This is a genomic window from Candidatus Nucleicultrix amoebiphila FS5 (assembly GCF_002117145.1).
GTDB lineage: Bacteria > Pseudomonadota > Alphaproteobacteria > Caedimonadales > Nucleicultricaceae > Nucleicultrix > Nucleicultrix amoebiphila.
Window position 1 is genome coordinate 1,119,026 of sequence record NZ_CP008743.1, and the last position, 16,988, is coordinate 1,136,013.

The window sequence follows — 16,988 nt, forward strand, 5'->3', positions numbered from 1 at the left end:
TTCATAAGGGATACCTTTTTAAGAGAGCACGATTGAAGATCCGACACAGAGTCATCGACTAATTCATTTATGCCGTAAAGTCAACTTCAACAGATTTATTCTGTCAATAAGTTATTGTTTAAATGGTTATTAAAAAAGAAAAACTTAAGAAGAAAGCAGGACAAATACAAACTATCTTAAACCCTGCGCATTTCTGTCATTATAATAGGGCAAAAGCGTTCACCAGAGCCAGCTATCAAGCATAACGGCCATTTTATGGTGCCGCTCTGTAGAAAAAAGTGTTTGTATTTTCTTCCAAAAACAAGAAACAATCGGTCAATAAATCAATTTAACATTTGACAAAACCCAAAATAACCAACAAATTGATGTTATATTTTAAGAAATAGCTTTTAAGCCTTCCTTCAATTTTGAAGTTTTGTTTCGAGTTATTCCTTGAAGAATAGTATAAAATTTTTTTAATAGAGTAGAGTAAGGACTAAGAGAATGGCTCAAGGCACAGTAAAATGGTTTAACAGCACCAAAGGTTATGGATTTATTGAACCCAAAGACGGTTCATCTGACATATTTGTTCACATGACTGCAGTAGAAAAGGCTGGTCTTCGCAGCCTAAGAGAAGGTCAAGCTGTTGAATATCAAGTAGCAACAGAAAAAGGTAAATCCTCTGCGGTTGACCTAAAAGCTCTGTAATTTAAGTTATCTAAAGGCGGCGTTCAACGCGTCGTCTTTAGATGAGCTTTCCTCAATACCCCTTCCCCCTCTTCCTTTTTTAAAAACATAAAGTCTTTCACGTGTGCGTTGGTTTCACAAGACGTTGCAGAAAACTTATTAAGCGACGAGAAAGTTTTTAAACTGCCAAGGATCAGAGTAGTCTATATCTTCTGAAAAGAGCTGCAGGCGATTTTGAATTGGTGTCCAGTCAGAATAGACGCCGATCAAAGTTCCTAAATAGGGCGACGCCACCTCTAACACAAACTCAAAATCTAGCTCTTCTGGCTCTAAGATCCCCCGATTAGGGTTCTCAAGAGCCCATCTTATTCCTCCTAAGACACCCGCAGCGACTTGCAGAGAAGTAGCATTATTGTGGGGGGCAAGGATGCGCGCTTCTTCAATAGAAAGCCGGGATCCATACCAATACGCTTTTTTGTCATGTCCCATGAGGAGCACACCAAGCTCATCTTTGCCATGATCAATTTCATCCATGAGAAGTCTTTTAGACTGTGGTTCACAAAAGTTATTCCCAATGAATTCATCGATGGAAAGAACCGCGTCAGAACTTGGATGATAACTATAATGCACCGTCGGCCTATAAATCACCGTGTCTTTGTTTTTCAAGGAAAAATAATCAGCAATCGAGATCGATTCATTATGGGTTACCAAAAACCCATGGAAGCTACCAGCAAGGGGGGTCCACGTTCTGACGCGCGTTGTCAGTCCTGGACGATTGAGATAAATGGCGGCATTACATCCATACGTATGCTGGACTCCCTCTTTTGGCATCTGCTTTTCGTGCGTGCCCCATCCAAGCTCTGCTGGCTGAAGTCCTTCACTCATAAAACCATCAATAGACCAGGTATTCACAAATTCTCCAGGTTTCTTGATAACATGCGTCTCCTGGGTATCTTTCTCGGCGATATGAATAACTTTAACGCCTAAATCATGAGCTAATTGAGCCCATTGCTCTGCGTTTTGAGGCGTCGTCCCTGATAGGTCTTGATCCTCGGCAAGCGTCATCAGCGCTCTTTTGGTAAAGTGAGAAACGAGACCAGGATTAGCGCCATGAGCGACAATGGTTGTGGCACCGCCCGGATACATTTTCTTCAGAGCCAGCAATTGTTCACGAAGATTGTAATTTGAACGCTCAGAAGGCTCAAGGTTGAGATCTGTATAGCCCCCTTTCCAAGGTTCTATGCATGTATCAATATAAAAAACATCATTCTTTTGACACAGCTTAATCAACGCCAAAGAAGACACATCTACTGATAAATTAATTAAAAAATTACCGGGCGTAAGGTATTCCTTTAATACAGCTTCATAATTTTTTTGAGAAAGCGCGCAGATTTTTACTTCCAAGTTGAACGCTTCGGCCACATCTTCACCAGCATTATCGGCTGTAATAACCACAATCTGCTCTGAACTAACACCAAGCTCTTTGATAAGAAGAGGCATCACCGCCTGACCAATGCTTCCAAATCCAATAAGGATGATTTTATTGTTAAATTTCTTAGACATTCTTCCCTCATGATAAAATCACCCCTTTGGGGGTCAGCCTTAAAAAGCCATTATGAAAAACTCTCCTATCGAATACATTAATTTGAGATTATTGCAATATTCTGTTGTTAAGAAAATTATGGCCCTCTTCTTCAGACAGTGAATAAAAGTGCTCATGGCTAAAACTCTCTGTCATCCTTAATCTTTGTTTAAGGTTTGTTAATGACTCTTCCTTTAAATTTTTAGGGAATCATTACAGAAAGAGGTGACCATGACTAAAAGTCTATTGAGAATAGGATCCATTGCTTGTCTGTTGCTGATGAGTTTTGAAGGCGTAAAAGCATCCGATGGTCTTGAAGACAGCATTGGAGTGAAAGAGTTTCCAAAAGTTGGCCCCATTATTCGTTATATCACCTCGACGTCCATTACTCTTATGGGGCAAGGCGATGTTCTCAAAAAGCATCTTTTTCATCATAGCACTCCCCATGACAACATTGGTGTTGCTGCGTTAAGGCAATTTAACGGGGATGAATTGGGAGAAGAAAGCGTCGTCACATTCCCCATGAAACATAAAGATCGTCATGTGGGGCACTTAACCCTTGATTCTCTAAAGCCTGGCCAAAAATATGTGGTAAGAATCGGATATCTCAGTTCTCCTGACATGGGGAAATCAAAATTGAATTTTGAGAATTGCCATGTCGTTCGCTTTTGCACGCCAAAATCTGATCAGCTTGAAGAAGAATTTTCAATTTTAACAGGATCCTGTCGGCGCATTGGCCGAAAGACTTCTGATTGGGCAAAAGAAGGCGATCACATTTTTAAGGGGATGGAAACAAATATTCTGAATGCGGAAAAATTAGGAGGAAGAACGGATTCCATAGCCTTTACGGGTGACCAAATTTATGCCGATGCCATGGGAATGCTTTTCCCTGCAAAGACCTTTTATGAATATGGACGGGTTCATGAAAAGGCCTTTTCACAAGAACATTTTCGCAGTCTCGCTGCGAATTTTTCTGGTCCTATTCACATGACACGGGATGATCATGAACTGTGGAATGATGCGAATGCAGAAGAAGAGGAAAAATATCCAGAACAAAGTGCGGCCGCTCATAAAGCTTATTCTCTTTTCCAAAGACCTTTTGGTAAGAAAACGCCTCACTTCTGGTACACAACCTCCAATGGCGCGGAAATGTTTTTTACGGATACACGCTCTGAGCGCAGACCTTCAAAAAAGCAATTGATCAGCGAAGAACAATTGACTGCTCTCACAACCTGGCTTAGTGCAGATTCAAGAAAAAATGCTCTTAAAATTATTGTGACATCGGTGCCTATTTTCTTATTATCGACAGAGGATGCGTGGAGTGGTTATCCTGAGCAATATCGAAAACTTTTAGACCACATTATTTCGAACAATATCAAGCATGTCATGTTTATCTCAGGCGATGCCCATTGCCAAAATGATGGGATGTTCCACGCTTATAAAGCCGATGGGCAAGATACAGGACACGCTTTCTTAGAAGTCTTAGTCTCAGGTCTCTTTGCGGTTGCACGCAATAAGGCCGGTCTTCTTGGTGATACGATCGATTTAAGAACCGAAGACAAAGGGTATTTATTAAAAACAAAAACCCCTCTGTCTCCAACTTTGACTGAGAATCTTTTTGCACGTATCTCAGGCAATAACACCACTAAGGAAGTTACTGTTGAGGTATTTAATCAAAAAAACGAAAGGCTGAGAAAGACACTCTATAATTTATCTTAAAGAATGACATCTAAAGTTCTGAGAAAATTTCGAGGGGGGCCTGTGTAAAGCCCCCTCTTTTTTAACCATATCTCAGCTCAGAAATGCACTCCAAAAATCGATACCCATTTCAAAAGGTAGACGAGACTGTTGATTGACAAGAAAGATGATGCCAATTTCTTCCGATGGGATAAACCCCATAAATGGGGTAACGCCTGACAGAAACCCCGCATGAAAGATTAAATCTTTCCCAGGGTACTCTGACATTTTTAAAATGCGCCAACCAATTCCGTAATAGGATTCAATCTTTTCTCTGCTACACGGCCAGTTTAGGTTCCACTTATACACATCTCGATTGCTAACAACAGGCGTAAAGAGAGTTTCTAAGGTTTCTTGAGAAATCAAATGGGGTTTATATCCAAAGCTTAATTTAAAGAATTCAATCATTCCATCGAGAGATGCAAAAACACCCGCTGAGGCAGGGGCAGCTTTTGGAAAATAAGGAGGCAGGGGGAGTGGCTTAATCGTGTTTTTTTCTTTCAAGTGAGGATGGGCGACCTCCACCTGAGGATCGATGGGCACGACTTGAATAGCTTTCGTCTTTAGAACGTCTTGTAATTGTTTTATCGCCGACTGGAGAGTCAGCTTTTTACGATTTAACGCCTCTTCAACAAGACCATAAATCATATTACTGTAAAAATAACACTCACCCGGATCACACACCGGATTTTGATCACCAAGGGTTTTTAACAACTTCTGACGACTGAACCCTTTTTCAATCTGCCTATTTCCCGTGAACTCATACCCCGTGGAGTGACTCATAATATCTCTTAAATTCACAGCCTTCTGCAAATAGGGCAGTTTAAATGTTTCCTCAAAGTCTATGGCTTTTTTATCTACCATCAATCCAATAGCAACGGCTGAAACAGATTTTGAAAGGGAAGCCAAGGGAAACAACGTTTTAGAAGTAATAGGACGCCCAAATTTTCCTTTTTGCTTGCCAAACGTTGCTTTGTAAATCACTTTATCTTTATACAAAATAGCAACAGCCCCCCCTTGTAACGTGTCTTTTTTAGACTCTAGCTTTTTGATAAATTTTTGTATTTTTGAGGGAACCTTTGCCTGGGTTTCTGCAAAAAGTGTAAAATGTGAGGACATCATGATTACACTAAAAAAGAGGATTAAATTTCTCGTCATTGTTCTTCTATAATTTTTTCTAAAATATTTATTTTTATACTAGTTATTTTTTCGACTCTGGGAACACCCTAAATCTAAAATCCATATAAATTTCTTAGAGGTCATACTGTAAAGAAGGTGCACTGTCTACCGCTCTAGGATGTTTTTTTGCAAAAAAATATTCTTGAGGGATCGCTCTTGCCCTGCCTTAAAAATAGGGGATTTGATCAGAATTCATCTTCCTACATAATATATAACTATGGCAAATTTATTTGACATTTGGTCATAATACTTATTATTAATAATCATTCAATTTATTAAGGACACACAATGAACTTTCAGAAATTTGGGATTTTTCTTTCTCTAATCTTGACCGTAGAAGGAACACATTTCTGCGCATTTGCCACGGACGCCTTAAAAGAAGAAGGGGAGAACACTTCATCACAACCCTCATTTTCCAAGAAAATTACACCCGATGAAGAAAGGCTCTCCTATCAAAAATTAGGGTTTACGACAGAAGAAGAATTATTAAATTTTGTATTGGCTGTCTCTACCGGTGACGAAAGCTCATTACCGAGCGGATCTGCTTCTGAAGCGCTCTCTTCCAAAGATCAGTTTACTCATTTTGATATTCCAGAAGGGGATGAAGAGGCCCTTATTCAAAAAGTGTTAGAATTATCAAAGTTTGAAGAAAGCTCCGAGAAACCTGATAGAGAGGAAGTGACAATTATAACAGCCCCTCATTCTCCAAATTTTGATGAGAAAGAAGAAAAAAAAGCATTCGTGATCTTCAAACATGAACAAGACTCTGAAAAATCTGATGATGACGATTTAACGGTTGATCGTGTACAAAAGTCTCAGAAAGTCGACGTTGTTGATCTTACGAGCGATGAGGAAGTGACTTTTGTGCCGTCTAAAAAATCCCGACTCAATAGAATTGCCGAAGAACATGGGGAGTGGGTAAAATCTTTGAGAAGAGAGTCACAGCTTATCCTTTTAGAGCAACAGCAAGCTGGCCTAGAAGAGCAACTCCTTGATGAGTTACTTGATCTTGAGACAAGAAAATTCTTAGAGGAAGAAAAGAAAACTTTACCTGAAAAAATAGCCCGCGCCCGCAATCGCTTCAAGACTCTTGTACAAGCTAATCCAATTCATGAAAAGTTGTTGCAATCAGGATTTACTGAAATTGAAATTCAAAAAGCCAAGAAAAAGAAATTTCTGAATTTTTATAATGATCTTGCCTGAGAACAATAAGGTTTTGAGAACTTTCTGAGAGAACTCTTACGATGTTTTGGTCGAATCGATGCCTAAGAAGAACCAGAGAAAAATAAGGCATACGCCTTAATCTCTCAATGCGCGAAAGATGAAATATTAATGCTTGGTATATATCTCTTTTGCTATAAAATCTTTCAATAATTTGATAAACACATTAATACTTCATTAATTAGGTCACCGACGAAGAAAGGACTCTTCAATGCGCTTACTAACATTTCTAATACTATTTTTTAGTATGAGTGACCTTGTTTATGCCAGTTATGATTTTCAAGAAGAAATCTCTCATTCTCCATCCTCTTCAGTTTCCTCAAAAAAACATTCCGCTGACTTTAAATGGACTGAAATCGAAGAAGATGTTTCTGAAGCAATGAGCGTTTTTCTCCTGTCATTTTCCAAAGCGTATGAATCATTTTCAAAAGAGACCCTTAAACTGACCTTTAATTCAAAAGAAGAGTGGCTTGAGGCGACCTTCAAGGAAGAAGAGCAAGACTTCAAGGCTCAGAAAACACCAATTTGGCTCTTACAAGCGTTTGATCAAGAGAGTAAAATTGTCATTGGTGTTGCAACAGTTGAACCTGATCAGAATAATGCGACGACAACTCTTTACATCCGTCAAATGGCTGTTCATCCATCCCATCAAAAGAAAGGAATCGGAAAAGGAATCATAGATGTGATTGAAAAAAGATTTTCTGCACAAGGATTTAAAGATATTGTTTTGTTAGCCCGTGAAGTGAATCAACCAGCCATCGATTTTTACACAAAAACAGGATTTGAATCTCATGGGTATAAACACCCAGATTACGAAGGTAAGCCTTATATAGGATTTAAAAAATCTATCCCAGCGTTTCAATAATATCCGTTAATTCATGGTTTTTTGAATTTTAAGATTTTGTTAATAAATGGCGTTTTATATAAAGCTTGGAAATGTACGAGAGAAGTCAGGAAAACATTAAGTATGTCCTCCGTTTCTTATTTTAAGCTCCGCGCCATTCATCCTGAAAAGAAGATTTTTAGAGAATATAATCTGCATCTTTCTAAAGACCTTTTTGGTTTCTGGCTCTTGCAAGCAAACTATGGTCGTATAGGCTCAACAGGAAAAACGAAAAGCTATGGTTTTCAAGATTATAGGGTAAGCTTTGACAAAATGATGACCCTTCTTAATAAACGTCTTAAATCTAGAAAAAAAATGGGATGCCCTTATCAGATTGTAGACTTAGAACTCGATCCCATGGCGATTCCTGAAAAAAACTTAAATTTTCAAAGAGCCTCAAAAGCAGGTGTATAGACACCTCTCCTAAAGCGCGTGCAACAGCTTCATGGGTAATATGTCCATGGGCAACATTAAGTCCATTGAGAAGATGAGGGTCTTCTTGCAACGCTTTTTTATACCCTTTATCTGCGAGGGCAACAACAAAGGGAAGCGTGGCATTATTAAACGCAAAAGAAGATGTACGCGCCACAGCACCAGGCATATTTGTAACACAATAATGAATGATATCATCGACAACATAGGTTGGAGAGTCATGGGTGGTTGGGTGACTTGTTTCAAAGCACCCTCCTTGATCAATAGCCACATCAACAATAACGGATCCTGGACGCATTTTTTTCAACATGGTTTTACTGATAAGTTTTGGAGCAGCAGCCCCTGGCAACAGAACGGCCCCGATAATAAGATCGGCTTTTTCAGAATAATATTCGATCGCTTCAACGGTTGCATAAATAGTATCGAGAGATGATCCAAACTGAGTATCAAGTTGGCGCAAACGCGTGAGAGACTTATCAATAATCGTGACATGGGCTTCAAGACCCATGGCCATGCGTGCAGCATTAGTGCCAACAACGCCTCCTCCTAGAACGAGAACATGACTTGGTTTTACGCCTGGAACACCTCCCAAAAGAACCCCTGAACCACCATTAAATTTCTCTAAGGCGGTCGCTCCGACATGAATTGACATACGGCCCGCAACTTCGCTCATAGGAGAGAGAAGAGGAAGACCGCCTGTATTATCTGTGACGGTTTCATAGGCTATCGCTACGCACTTCGCGTGCATTAAATTCTTGGCTTGTTCTGGATCAGGGGCGAGATGAAGATAAGCGAAAAGAATATGATCTTCTCGAAGAAGCGCACATTCTTGGGGTTGTGGCTCTTTAACCTTTACAATCATTTCTGCCGTCTCGAAAATGGAGGCAGCGTCTGGCAGAATTATGGCGCCTGATCGTTCATAGTCTTCATTGCTCACCCCGATGCCAAGACCTGTATCCTTTTCAATGAATATGTCATGACCATGATGACGCAGTTCACGCACACTTGAGGGAACTAATCCGACACGATATTCATGATTTTTGATTTCCTTTGGAACACCAATGCGCATCAAATGATCCTTTTGAGAGAAGGACTTTCATCCTAGTAACGCTTGCCCTACGTCTTTAAGGTATCGCGAAGTCGTTAACATTATATGAATATGTCAGAAGGTCTTGGTGACGCTCTTCTTCTCTGCCGCTTGCAGAGCGTCGTGCGTTAAGACACGCCCTCGTCAAGCGTGATCGTTTGGCGTTTGACGGTCTTCGTCTTATGGGTCCCCAGAAGACGCTTAAATCCATAAGTGGTCATATCCACAAACAATGTTGCCAAACCGTACCCACACGCAGCGCCAACGGCAGAGAGGGCATTTCCTAAAGCTTCGTCCCCATAAAGCACTATACCTATATCTTTCCCGATGGCGCCCCCTAGCATGCCTCCCGCTATCTTAATAAAAGCAGACACACCTCCTTTATAGACATAGCCTGCCACGCCTAAAAAACCCAAAACGGGCTCATGCTTCAGGGTATAAAAGGCGGCGCCCACACCTGCAGATTTGATCAGAAGACCTCTTAGATAATTGCGCTGAGAGAGCGGTGAGTTCTCTTCAATTGTTTCGATGACTTTTAAATTTAAAGACTTTGGTGGACCCTCTCGGGAGGGCGTGGAAGACACCGCAAGATCACGCTGTAGAGGATCCTTCACAACCAGCGCTTGAGAACGTTTGGCTTCCTCAACCTCTCCGTCATCTGATCCATAACAGGGGAAAGTCATAACAACCATTAAGAGCAAGACGGCAAAAGGTATTAAAGTGTGTTTCAAGATGTCCTCCTGTAAAACCATACGCGTTTCATGGTATAGGGGCTTATTTTGTTGCGCGATTTTCAAGTCACAAGTATAGCGATTTTCTTGAAAAGGGAAAAGAGGTGTCCTTGAGAAGTACCCCGCAGCAAAGGGCCATTCCTTCTGTCCCGATAATCTTATTGCTTTTTGGAGAGTCTTCTCTGTATAGCTAAATTATAAACACATGATCAAAAGAGAGAAACTTACCCCATGAATAAATTCTTATCCGTCTTCCTTTTTTTATGCTTGTCCTTAAGCACACCTGTGAACGTTTACGGCTCCTTTGAACATAAAGAGGAGGAAAAAAGTCTCAAACGTAAGGCCCCTAAAGAATCGTCAGAGATGCCTCGTGCGGAAGAGGAAAAACATGAGACTCCCGTGAGTGAGAAAGGGGGGCCTTTAAAGAAACAAAAAGCGAAGTCATCTCACCCCTGCCTCATGGACGCCCTCAGTTTTAAAACAAAAAATCTGTCTGTGCGTCCTCTAACCCCAGAAGATTATGACAGTGCAAAAGCCGTAGACCAATCGGACGCTTCTTTTGTCAATATCATCACAGAAGAGCCGGATGCCCTTGATAATTCTCTTACCATTATCAAGGAGGGTTCTCAGCTGCTTCAAAAAATAGACGTGTCTGACCTCAATCCTTTTAGAACAAACACACCCCTGGGGATTCTCTATTTTGGAGCCTTCCTGGAAAAAGAGCTGGTCGGATTATTAAAATTTATCGGGTTTTATCCTGCCCAAGAAGACATGAAAACGCATTATTTAGGAACAGACGTAAAATTTCATAAGACGGCGCAAGGCAAAGGCTATGCTTCTGAAGTGTATCAGGCATTATTTCATCATTTTTCTACTCTAAAATTGATCCCAACAGGAGAAGAGGATAAAGACACCACCGCCTTTCTCGGAGTTCATGGCCTTATCCATTTAACGAACAAAGGGTCGCTCAAATGCCTCGTGTTTAAGTGCGACGCAAAAATAGGACGCCTCTATGGAGATCGTGTCGATATTTACTATCCTCGCATTTTCCAGGAACAGACCCAGGAAGAATTTTTACCTTCCCCCGATCTTCAGCTTGATCCAACGCTTCGCCCGCTTTTTAAGCGTTACCTTTCGCGAGAAACGGTTGACAATTCTCAAGGTGCAGAAGAAGAGCTCTATACCTTGTCTTTCAAGCGCCTCATGGACAGTAAAAAAGAAGAGCACTTCAAAGAAAATATTATGGCGGAGAGCGGTTTTCTAATCCGGGCTTTGGGGCGATTCCCAACCCTTTTCTCGCTCATCCCCCAAGCGCATTTACAGGATGTAAACGCTTGCGTGACAGAAGAGGAAGAGTCTCTCCCTCCTCTGGAAACACTCCCCAGTGAGGTCGTTGAAAAACTCACGGAGTTTCAAGGATACCTCAAAAAGATTCGGGAAATGCTGCCCAAGATTGAGAAGCCTCAAGAAACCTCTTCTGTGATTCCGGAACAAGAGACAGAAAAAAATAAGGGTGAGTAACAAGCAATGGGTCAATTGACAGGCCATTTCTGACCTTGCTATCACATTCGATATAAAAAATTTATGGGGAGTGTCAGGGAAGATGATCTTACGTTCATGGCTTATTATTTTAGGGCTGTTTTTTGTCTCTTCACCTGTTGCCATGGCAACACAAGATTTAACGACGCTGATTGAAGAAGGACAAATTTTTAGAAGAACGAAAGCCCACAGCCCCATTTTTTTGCAGTGGTCTCGTACGATACAAACACCCTGGGAAGGCAAGAAACCAGGCTTTAAAGTGCACGCGTTCCAGGACAAAAGCCAGCTCGGGTATATCACCGCTGAAACGAATGTCGTCCGAGGCTATATCGATTTGTCTTGGGTATCCATGCACACTCCCGAGCATATAACCGAAGCGTTTCGGACCGTGCTGGGCGCTTTTAAAGCGTTGAAAAGACACCTCTTCCCTGAGATTCAGTATTTATTCCATGCGGATACGCCTGAGAATCAATCCACAATCGAGCTGATTAAACGCGCGGGGTTTACAGAAAGCCAACAGTTCCTCCCCAGTCGTTCGCAAATTCATTTGGTCGCAGAAATTCCCACGGCAGAGCAAAGAGATCCTCCCCTCATGAATTTATCAGCCTTGAGAACCGCCTTGCAGGAGATTGAAAATTTCCCCAGCGAAGGAGCCACGCCTGAAACTCTTTTTACCGAGGGCACCTGTTATCGACATGCCTCTTACCCGGGTATTTTCTTTCACTATGTCGGAGGCATTGACGTTGAACCCGTCCTTGAAATCCCGCGCAAAGACTTTGGGTTTAAGATTTTTAGAGAACAAGAGCAAGACGAAATCGGGTTTATCGTGCCCCGCGCCCTCTCTTCAGGCGACATCCGCATTGGGGCCGTCTGGATTAATCAAGATATGCGATGCAAAGGCTATTGCACCCAGGCCATCCTAATGGTGATGGCCCTGTATCAAGAAAGAAGCTCTCTTATTCCCCAGGCCCGTTATTTTTCTTTTCTCACAAACACCTCCAATGAAGCGATGATGAGAGTCGCCCAGAAAGTGAACTTTCAGGAAAATCCCACGCCTGAGACAAGCCCCCTGGTCTTACTCTTTGGGGGGCGCGTTTTTCAAAGAACCTTTGTGGCCCAGCACGGACATACTTTTCAATAAGTCTAGGATGTCAGAGGGGCGCGCTTACGGAGTCAAGTCCGTCAGCCCTTTGCTACCCCCGCACATATCTCCTTCTTCAGACGTCAGCCATTCTTTCAGCTGTTTCGTTCGGTGTTCGGTGAGTTTTTGAAGTTCTATACACCGGCACATCCCTTCACTGGACCCCCACCCCCCGGCTTCAGGGATGTAAATTGAGAGAAGATGGGCGTCCCTAAACTGAACCCAGGCCCGCTGCGCCTTTTTTAGATGGATGAGAAAAGGTTTATTCTTGGCATACAGCGCCAGAATGCGATGATACACGGCGTTCAGGTCGCGGTCGGCTTTTTTAGCTGCCTCACAGTGGGCGATGGTCAGGTCCAGTTGCGTCTCTTGCGCCCAAGCATGCGGGCTTAAGCAAGAGAGACAGAAGAAAAGCAAAAGGGTTATTTTTTTCATACCGTTGGTCCTCAATAGGGTCAGGATGTAAGGATAAAGGATACCGGAAGAACAGAAAAGAAGAGAGAGGGTTTTAAGGATAAGAAATTTATTGGGTGCTTTCCTTGCGTCATTGACTTACGACATCAATACTTTATATCTCAAGATATCTGAAACGAAAGAGAAGGTTTTTCAATGGCGTTGCCGATCATTACTGTTTCTGGAGCCCTTCTTCACGATGACCAAGGGCGCATTCTTTTGGCCCAACGACCGGCCAATAAACCCATGCCCTTTCTCTGGGAAATTCCCGGCGGCAAACTGGAAAAGGACGAAAGCCCTGAAGACGCCCTCGTTCGTGAACTGAAAGAGGAAATTGGGGTGCGTGTGACCCCTGAAAATCTGACGCCGTTCACGTTCATATCCCATTCCTATCCTCAGTTTCGAATCATCCTCTTGGTTTATAAATGTGTGCACTGGGAAGGCTCTCCCCAAGCGCTGGAAGGACAAGCCAGCATTGAATGGGTGGCCCCCAACGATCTGCACACCTATCCCACGACGGACGCGAATTTAGCCTTGATCCGTCTTTTGCAAAAGGGCATTAAAGGTTAGGGAGACTTTTGAGTGATCGTAACATTTTTTTAGGGGGTTCTGCGTGCGGAGATTGCGGGAGGTAAGGATACTGCGCGTCAGATAAAGAATAAAATGAGGAGGGTTTCATATCTTTTATTCTCGATTTATCAACTATTTTTGTTGGCTATTAAATATAGGAATCAGAATCTCTCTTAGATCACTTAGAACAATGCCTTTATTTGGTAGATTCTTAACAATATCTGCCAACCATGGTTGCCATTCCTGTTCTAAATTCAACAAGAGTTTTTCTTGAAAAATATCTTCTATTTTTTCAAAAGAAACTGCTTTATGAGCACACTTTTTTTGAACAAGGTCCGGAAGAATATTCAAGTGAAGTTTATCAGAATAAGATTTCAGAATTCTCCATATGTCATAATAATCTCTTACTCTTGAACGTCCCCAGCTTCTTTCATGAAGTTTTTTAGCAAACTGAAGGAGTGCTCTGATCTTTTCTGCTACGATCTCTTCAAGAGGGTAAACGTAAATAGAGCCTTGATCTAACTCACCATAAGGATAGATAATCTGTCGTTCTTCAGGTTGCATTAGAATGATTTCTTCAAAAGATATTTCAACATATATTTTAGTATGAAAGTCTCTATGCCAGGGGAGTCGTGCTTGAATAACATAAGCTTTCTGACCCTCTGGATGAGGACGCTTTTCAAGATATGGCTCACTCTTCAGCTCAACATTTTCACCAGAAGATCGTATTGTTTCTGAAGCTTGAGTACAGGCGCTTTGGATCAAACCATCAAGTCCAGTAAAGATTTTAAGATTATTTCTTCCACTAAAATCTAAATCCTGTGAAAAACGATAATCCCCAAAATAGACTTTCTTAAGTGCCGTTCCTCCTTTAAAAACAAGATTGTTTTTCAACTCTGGAACTCTTGAAATTCCTTCCAAAACCCCCGACAGGATATAATCTTGTTCTATTATTTCCCATTTTACATTCTGTTTTTGAGTTTGCGCTTGGAGTCGGGACTTCAAATTCATTATATATTCTCTATAAGATGCCAACGCTTATTGATCTTACCCTTTCGAAGACCTGTCTGATCAAGTTTTTGATAGTAAGGCATAGAGAGTTCTTCAATTTTTTTCTGTACATCTAGATGTTTTCTCATCTTGTCTAAAACAAATCCTAAACGTTTGCACGTGACCAAGGATGTTTTTTGGGCATATTCTAAAAGCAGCTGAGGAGACGCTTTCTCTAATCCTTTCTCAAAGGCAAAGAGAACTTCTCTGAAACCACCACAATATGCCGGGTTTGCCAGACCATCAATTAACGTTTTTTCTAAATCCGTCACAGAAATTTTTGCTTCTCCTAAGAAGGCCTGTTTATTTCCCCAATAATTTTGAGGAGAAACCCTTATTAAATTATATTTATCTCCCCTAAGAACATATTCTTTTACGCCTGAGAGATTCGCGCCTGCTTCTTTAGGAACTGTAATGTAAACCGTTGAGAATATCTGATCGCTTAATTCGTGGTATGAGAATGCAGATCTATGGCTGATAGACCCTTTCTTAGCAAGCTTGAGAGCAATTTCAAAGGTATGGATTGGTCCTCCGGAGAGAAGCTCTGTAGGCAAAGAATATAGTCCTTTGCCATAAGAGATAAAGCTTCCATTTTGAGTCATGAGACTTAACATTCGCAGCATATACGTCTTTGAAAGACCCATAGGCTCTGTAATTCTCGTTAGATCCTCTCTATTAAAAACTCTAAGCCCAGATTTAGCGATCGATTGTACAACTTCTGCTGTCACTGCAACCTCAAAATGTATTATAATTTTAAAATATAACAAAAATTGTTATACATTGCAATTACATTACATACAAAATTGAGAAATAATAACATTCAAGCTTACCATTAAAAACAGAGAGTATTAATGCGAATCCCAGTTAGAAGCTCCAAGAAAACTTAATATTACAGCTATACCTCCAGAGTTCCCATACTTTAAATAACTAATTGCTTGATCAGCAAATTGTTTAGTCAAAAGATAAGCTTCGTTCTTGCGCTCTTCCAGCAAATCTTCAAATATTTTTAGATCAGACGTTTTATGTGTGTCATTTAATAAGTTATCTTCAGGAAATTCTTTATATTTCATACATAAAACCTTTTGTGCAGATGGCTTAACGTACAATAAAGTTGACAACGACTGAATGCTTTTAAATTTTATGGCCTGCTTCGCTTTAATTATTCATCTTTTACTTTTGCCCTTCTCTCCATCCAGTAGAAAAAGCTTTTTGAGCATAAAAATCGGAAGCGGGATGCTTAAATAATCACTTCGTGATTTACTCTCTCCCGTCTCCCCCCATCACCAATAAGCGCCTCTCAACCCCCCCTCGGCAAAAGGGTCCTAACTCTTAAAAAGCACCCCTTACCTCTTAGATTTTAAGTCTCTGTAGAAATTTTCATGGCTGCCGAGATAATGCAGCGTGAGGGTTTGGTGTTCGTCGTTATATGTATACGCAAGTAAGCTTAACGTACTGATGAGGTAAAATTTATGAACTCTGACCCCTGCGAGGTCTCCTTTTTTCAATTCACCCATAAGGGGCGTTTGCATTAATTTCTTGATCTCTTCATCAAGACTCTTTTTCTGATTCTTATGAAGTTTTTTGATTATTTTTTTAAAAGAGGGCGTTTGAAAGATTTGCATTAATCAAACTTATAGGCTTCAACATGGCCTTCTTTTTCTTCCATTAAGCTTATAAGGATCTTACTGATCATTTCATAATTTAAATCGGGGTTTTGCTCAGCGATTTTACCAATCATTGCCCAATATTCTATCTGCTTTGGGACAGAACGGTGATAAGGACCGGCATAAGCTTTAGCGTCTTTTATAAGATCATCAGATAATTTTATGGGCGTCGACATGGTATTCTCCTTATAGTTACACTATAATACTAATATTAACTATTTGCAACTAAAAGTTTTAAAAAGTAGCATTTAGTACCCTCCAGCGCGACGACCTTCTTCGCCGACAAACCCCTCTCAAATCCCCCTCAACAAAAGAGCCTAAAGTTTTCAAATGTGTCTTTAACTCTAGAGTTATCCTCCACCTATTTTCCTGTGATTGGGCAGATCATATGGATTACTTTCAAGATGGCTGTATGATCTTCTTCGAGTTGTCTTTTGAAAATGGGCTCATGATGCGCAATTCTGTTTCTCAACTCTCTTATTCTACTAAGCTCTATGTGTAGCTCTTTCCTTGTAAGAACTTCCTGGCGGAAGATTGACCTTAAGCTGTGTCGCCATACTTCTTCATATTTCCTACCGAAAAGAGAGACCCAAAAGCCTAGATTTAATTCTGCAATGAGCTTTGATGTGGTCAATTCAACTTTTGCTTTTGCCAAAGCATCTTCTAGTGTTTTCTTTTGGATGTATTCAAAAGGAAATCTCGTGTTAAAAAGCCATCTCTCCCCATATTTTCTTGAAACAGCTTTATGAACCGAGTTTCTTAAAAGAACTTCCAAGCCTTGCAACGAGGTATAAAAGCTTTCACTTATCCGGGTGTTATGTATATATAATTTTAAGGCTTTTTCTTTGTCATTATTGCTGAACTGAAGATATGTTGACATACGCTCATAAGAGAGGCCCTCAAACAACTTTTCTAGAGTTTGATGATCGTCTTTGCGTTGCTCTTGCATATTACCCAATTTGGTACTATATTTAATATATAAGCCTCGGTAGTGCCTCTGCTTAGCATGCGCCCGAGGCATTTTCATATGTGCCCCACAGTAAAAAGATATAT

At 40.9% G+C, this 16,988-nt stretch carries 18 protein-coding genes; 7 read left to right on the plus strand and 11 right to left on the minus strand.

The genetic code is table 11. The features are described from left to right. Nucleotides 1–483: 483 nt before the first annotated feature. Nucleotides 484–687 carry a cold-shock protein gene (locus GQ61_RS05445; protein ID WP_085784346.1) on the plus strand — a complete coding sequence of 68 codons (204 nt, stop codon included), beginning with the start codon at nucleotides 484–486 and terminating at the stop codon, nucleotides 685–687. Between the two features lie 138 nt (nucleotides 688–825). On the opposite strand, the gene GQ61_RS05450 is transcribed toward GQ61_RS05445, so the two are convergent. Beyond that, nucleotides 826–2,229 (minus strand): homospermidine synthase, encoded by a 1,404-nt coding sequence (locus GQ61_RS05450; protein WP_085784347.1) that lies wholly within the window; start codon nucleotides 2,227–2,229, stop codon nucleotides 826–828. Between the two features lie 250 nt (nucleotides 2,230–2,479). Here GQ61_RS05450 and GQ61_RS05455 point away from each other — a divergent pair, with 250 nt between their 5' ends. After that, the gene (locus GQ61_RS05455) at nucleotides 2,480–3,967 is read left to right on the plus strand and encodes an alkaline phosphatase D family protein (RefSeq protein ID WP_085784348.1); all 1,488 of its coding nucleotides are present in this window, start codon (nucleotides 2,480–2,482) and stop codon (nucleotides 3,965–3,967) included. A 72-nt stretch (nucleotides 3,968–4,039) separates the two neighbouring features. Here GQ61_RS05455 and GQ61_RS05460 read toward each other — a convergent pair whose 3' ends face one another. After that, nucleotides 4,040–5,143, minus strand: coding sequence for a serine hydrolase domain-containing protein (locus GQ61_RS05460; RefSeq protein ID WP_085784349.1), 1,104 nt, complete (start codon nucleotides 5,141–5,143; stop codon nucleotides 4,040–4,042). Nucleotides 5,144–5,452: 309 nt separating this feature from the next. Here GQ61_RS05460 and GQ61_RS05465 point away from each other — a divergent pair, with 309 nt between their 5' ends. Then, a complete protein-coding gene (locus GQ61_RS05465) occupies nucleotides 5,453–6,367 on the plus strand; it encodes a hypothetical protein (RefSeq protein WP_085784350.1) in 915 nt (304 codons plus the stop codon). 229 nt (nucleotides 6,368–6,596) lie between these two features. Then, entirely contained in the window at nucleotides 6,597–7,250 is a 654-nt protein-coding gene (locus GQ61_RS05470) for a GNAT family N-acetyltransferase (RefSeq protein ID WP_085784351.1), read from the plus strand. A 322-nt stretch (nucleotides 7,251–7,572) separates the two neighbouring features. On the opposite strand, the gene ald is transcribed toward GQ61_RS05470, so the two are convergent. After that, the gene (gene ald / locus GQ61_RS05475; RefSeq protein WP_085784352.1) at nucleotides 7,573–8,769 is read right to left on the minus strand and encodes an alanine dehydrogenase; all 1,197 of its coding nucleotides are present in this window, start codon (nucleotides 8,767–8,769) and stop codon (nucleotides 7,573–7,575) included. 146 nt (nucleotides 8,770–8,915) lie between these two features. Further along, nucleotides 8,916–9,518, minus strand: a complete 603-nt coding sequence (locus tag GQ61_RS05480; protein ID WP_085784353.1) for a hypothetical protein — start codon at nucleotides 9,516–9,518, stop codon at nucleotides 8,916–8,918. 231 nt (nucleotides 9,519–9,749) lie between these two features. Here GQ61_RS05480 and GQ61_RS05485 point away from each other — a divergent pair, with 231 nt between their 5' ends. Next, on the plus strand, nucleotides 9,750–11,039 hold the full coding sequence (locus GQ61_RS05485; protein WP_085784354.1) for a GNAT family N-acetyltransferase: 1,290 nt from the start codon (nucleotides 9,750–9,752) through the stop codon (nucleotides 11,037–11,039). A gap of 82 nt (nucleotides 11,040–11,121) precedes the next feature. After that, nucleotides 11,122–12,198 carry a GNAT family N-acetyltransferase gene (locus tag GQ61_RS05490; RefSeq protein WP_085784355.1) on the plus strand — a complete coding sequence of 359 codons (1,077 nt, stop codon included), beginning with the start codon at nucleotides 11,122–11,124 and terminating at the stop codon, nucleotides 12,196–12,198. 24 nt (nucleotides 12,199–12,222) lie between these two features. Here GQ61_RS05490 and GQ61_RS05495 read toward each other — a convergent pair whose 3' ends face one another. Next, on the minus strand, nucleotides 12,223–12,633 hold the full coding sequence (locus tag GQ61_RS05495; protein WP_085784356.1) for a lysozyme inhibitor LprI family protein: 411 nt from the start codon (nucleotides 12,631–12,633) through the stop codon (nucleotides 12,223–12,225). A 174-nt stretch (nucleotides 12,634–12,807) separates the two neighbouring features. Here GQ61_RS05495 and GQ61_RS05500 point away from each other — a divergent pair, with 174 nt between their 5' ends. Further along, entirely contained in the window at nucleotides 12,808–13,221 is a 414-nt protein-coding gene (locus GQ61_RS05500) for a (deoxy)nucleoside triphosphate pyrophosphohydrolase (protein ID WP_085784357.1), read from the plus strand. Between the two features lie 132 nt (nucleotides 13,222–13,353). Here the strand turns inward: GQ61_RS05500 and GQ61_RS05505 are convergent, their stop codons facing one another. The 6 genes from GQ61_RS05505 to GQ61_RS05530 form a co-directional block, all read right to left on the minus strand. Beyond that, nucleotides 13,354–14,232 carry a nucleotidyl transferase AbiEii/AbiGii toxin family protein gene (locus tag GQ61_RS05505; protein ID WP_085784358.1) on the minus strand — a complete coding sequence of 293 codons (879 nt, stop codon included), beginning with the start codon at nucleotides 14,230–14,232 and terminating at the stop codon, nucleotides 13,354–13,356. Next, nucleotides 14,232–14,999 carry a type IV toxin-antitoxin system AbiEi family antitoxin domain-containing protein gene (locus GQ61_RS05510; protein ID WP_085784359.1) on the minus strand — a complete coding sequence of 256 codons (768 nt, stop codon included), beginning with the start codon at nucleotides 14,997–14,999 and terminating at the stop codon, nucleotides 14,232–14,234. The genes GQ61_RS05505 and GQ61_RS05510 overlap by 1 nt, the downstream gene beginning before the upstream one ends. A gap of 120 nt (nucleotides 15,000–15,119) precedes the next feature. Continuing rightward, nucleotides 15,120–15,341: a hypothetical protein gene (locus GQ61_RS05515; protein ID WP_085784360.1), complete on the minus strand. Its 222-nt coding sequence runs from the start codon at nucleotides 15,339–15,341 to the stop codon at nucleotides 15,120–15,122. Between the two features lie 273 nt (nucleotides 15,342–15,614). Further along, entirely contained in the window at nucleotides 15,615–15,893 is a 279-nt protein-coding gene (locus GQ61_RS09430) for a type II toxin-antitoxin system RelE/ParE family toxin (protein ID WP_085784361.1), read from the minus strand. Then, nucleotides 15,893–16,111 carry a TA system antitoxin ParD family protein gene (locus GQ61_RS05525; RefSeq protein ID WP_085784362.1) on the minus strand — a complete coding sequence of 73 codons (219 nt, stop codon included), beginning with the start codon at nucleotides 16,109–16,111 and terminating at the stop codon, nucleotides 15,893–15,895. Before GQ61_RS05525 ends, GQ61_RS09430 begins: the two co-directional genes overlap by 1 nt. Before the next feature lie 185 nt (nucleotides 16,112–16,296). Further along, nucleotides 16,297–16,962: an Abi family protein gene (locus GQ61_RS05530; RefSeq protein ID WP_085784363.1), complete on the minus strand. Its 666-nt coding sequence runs from the start codon at nucleotides 16,960–16,962 to the stop codon at nucleotides 16,297–16,299. Between the last annotated feature and the right edge of the window lie 26 nt (nucleotides 16,963–16,988).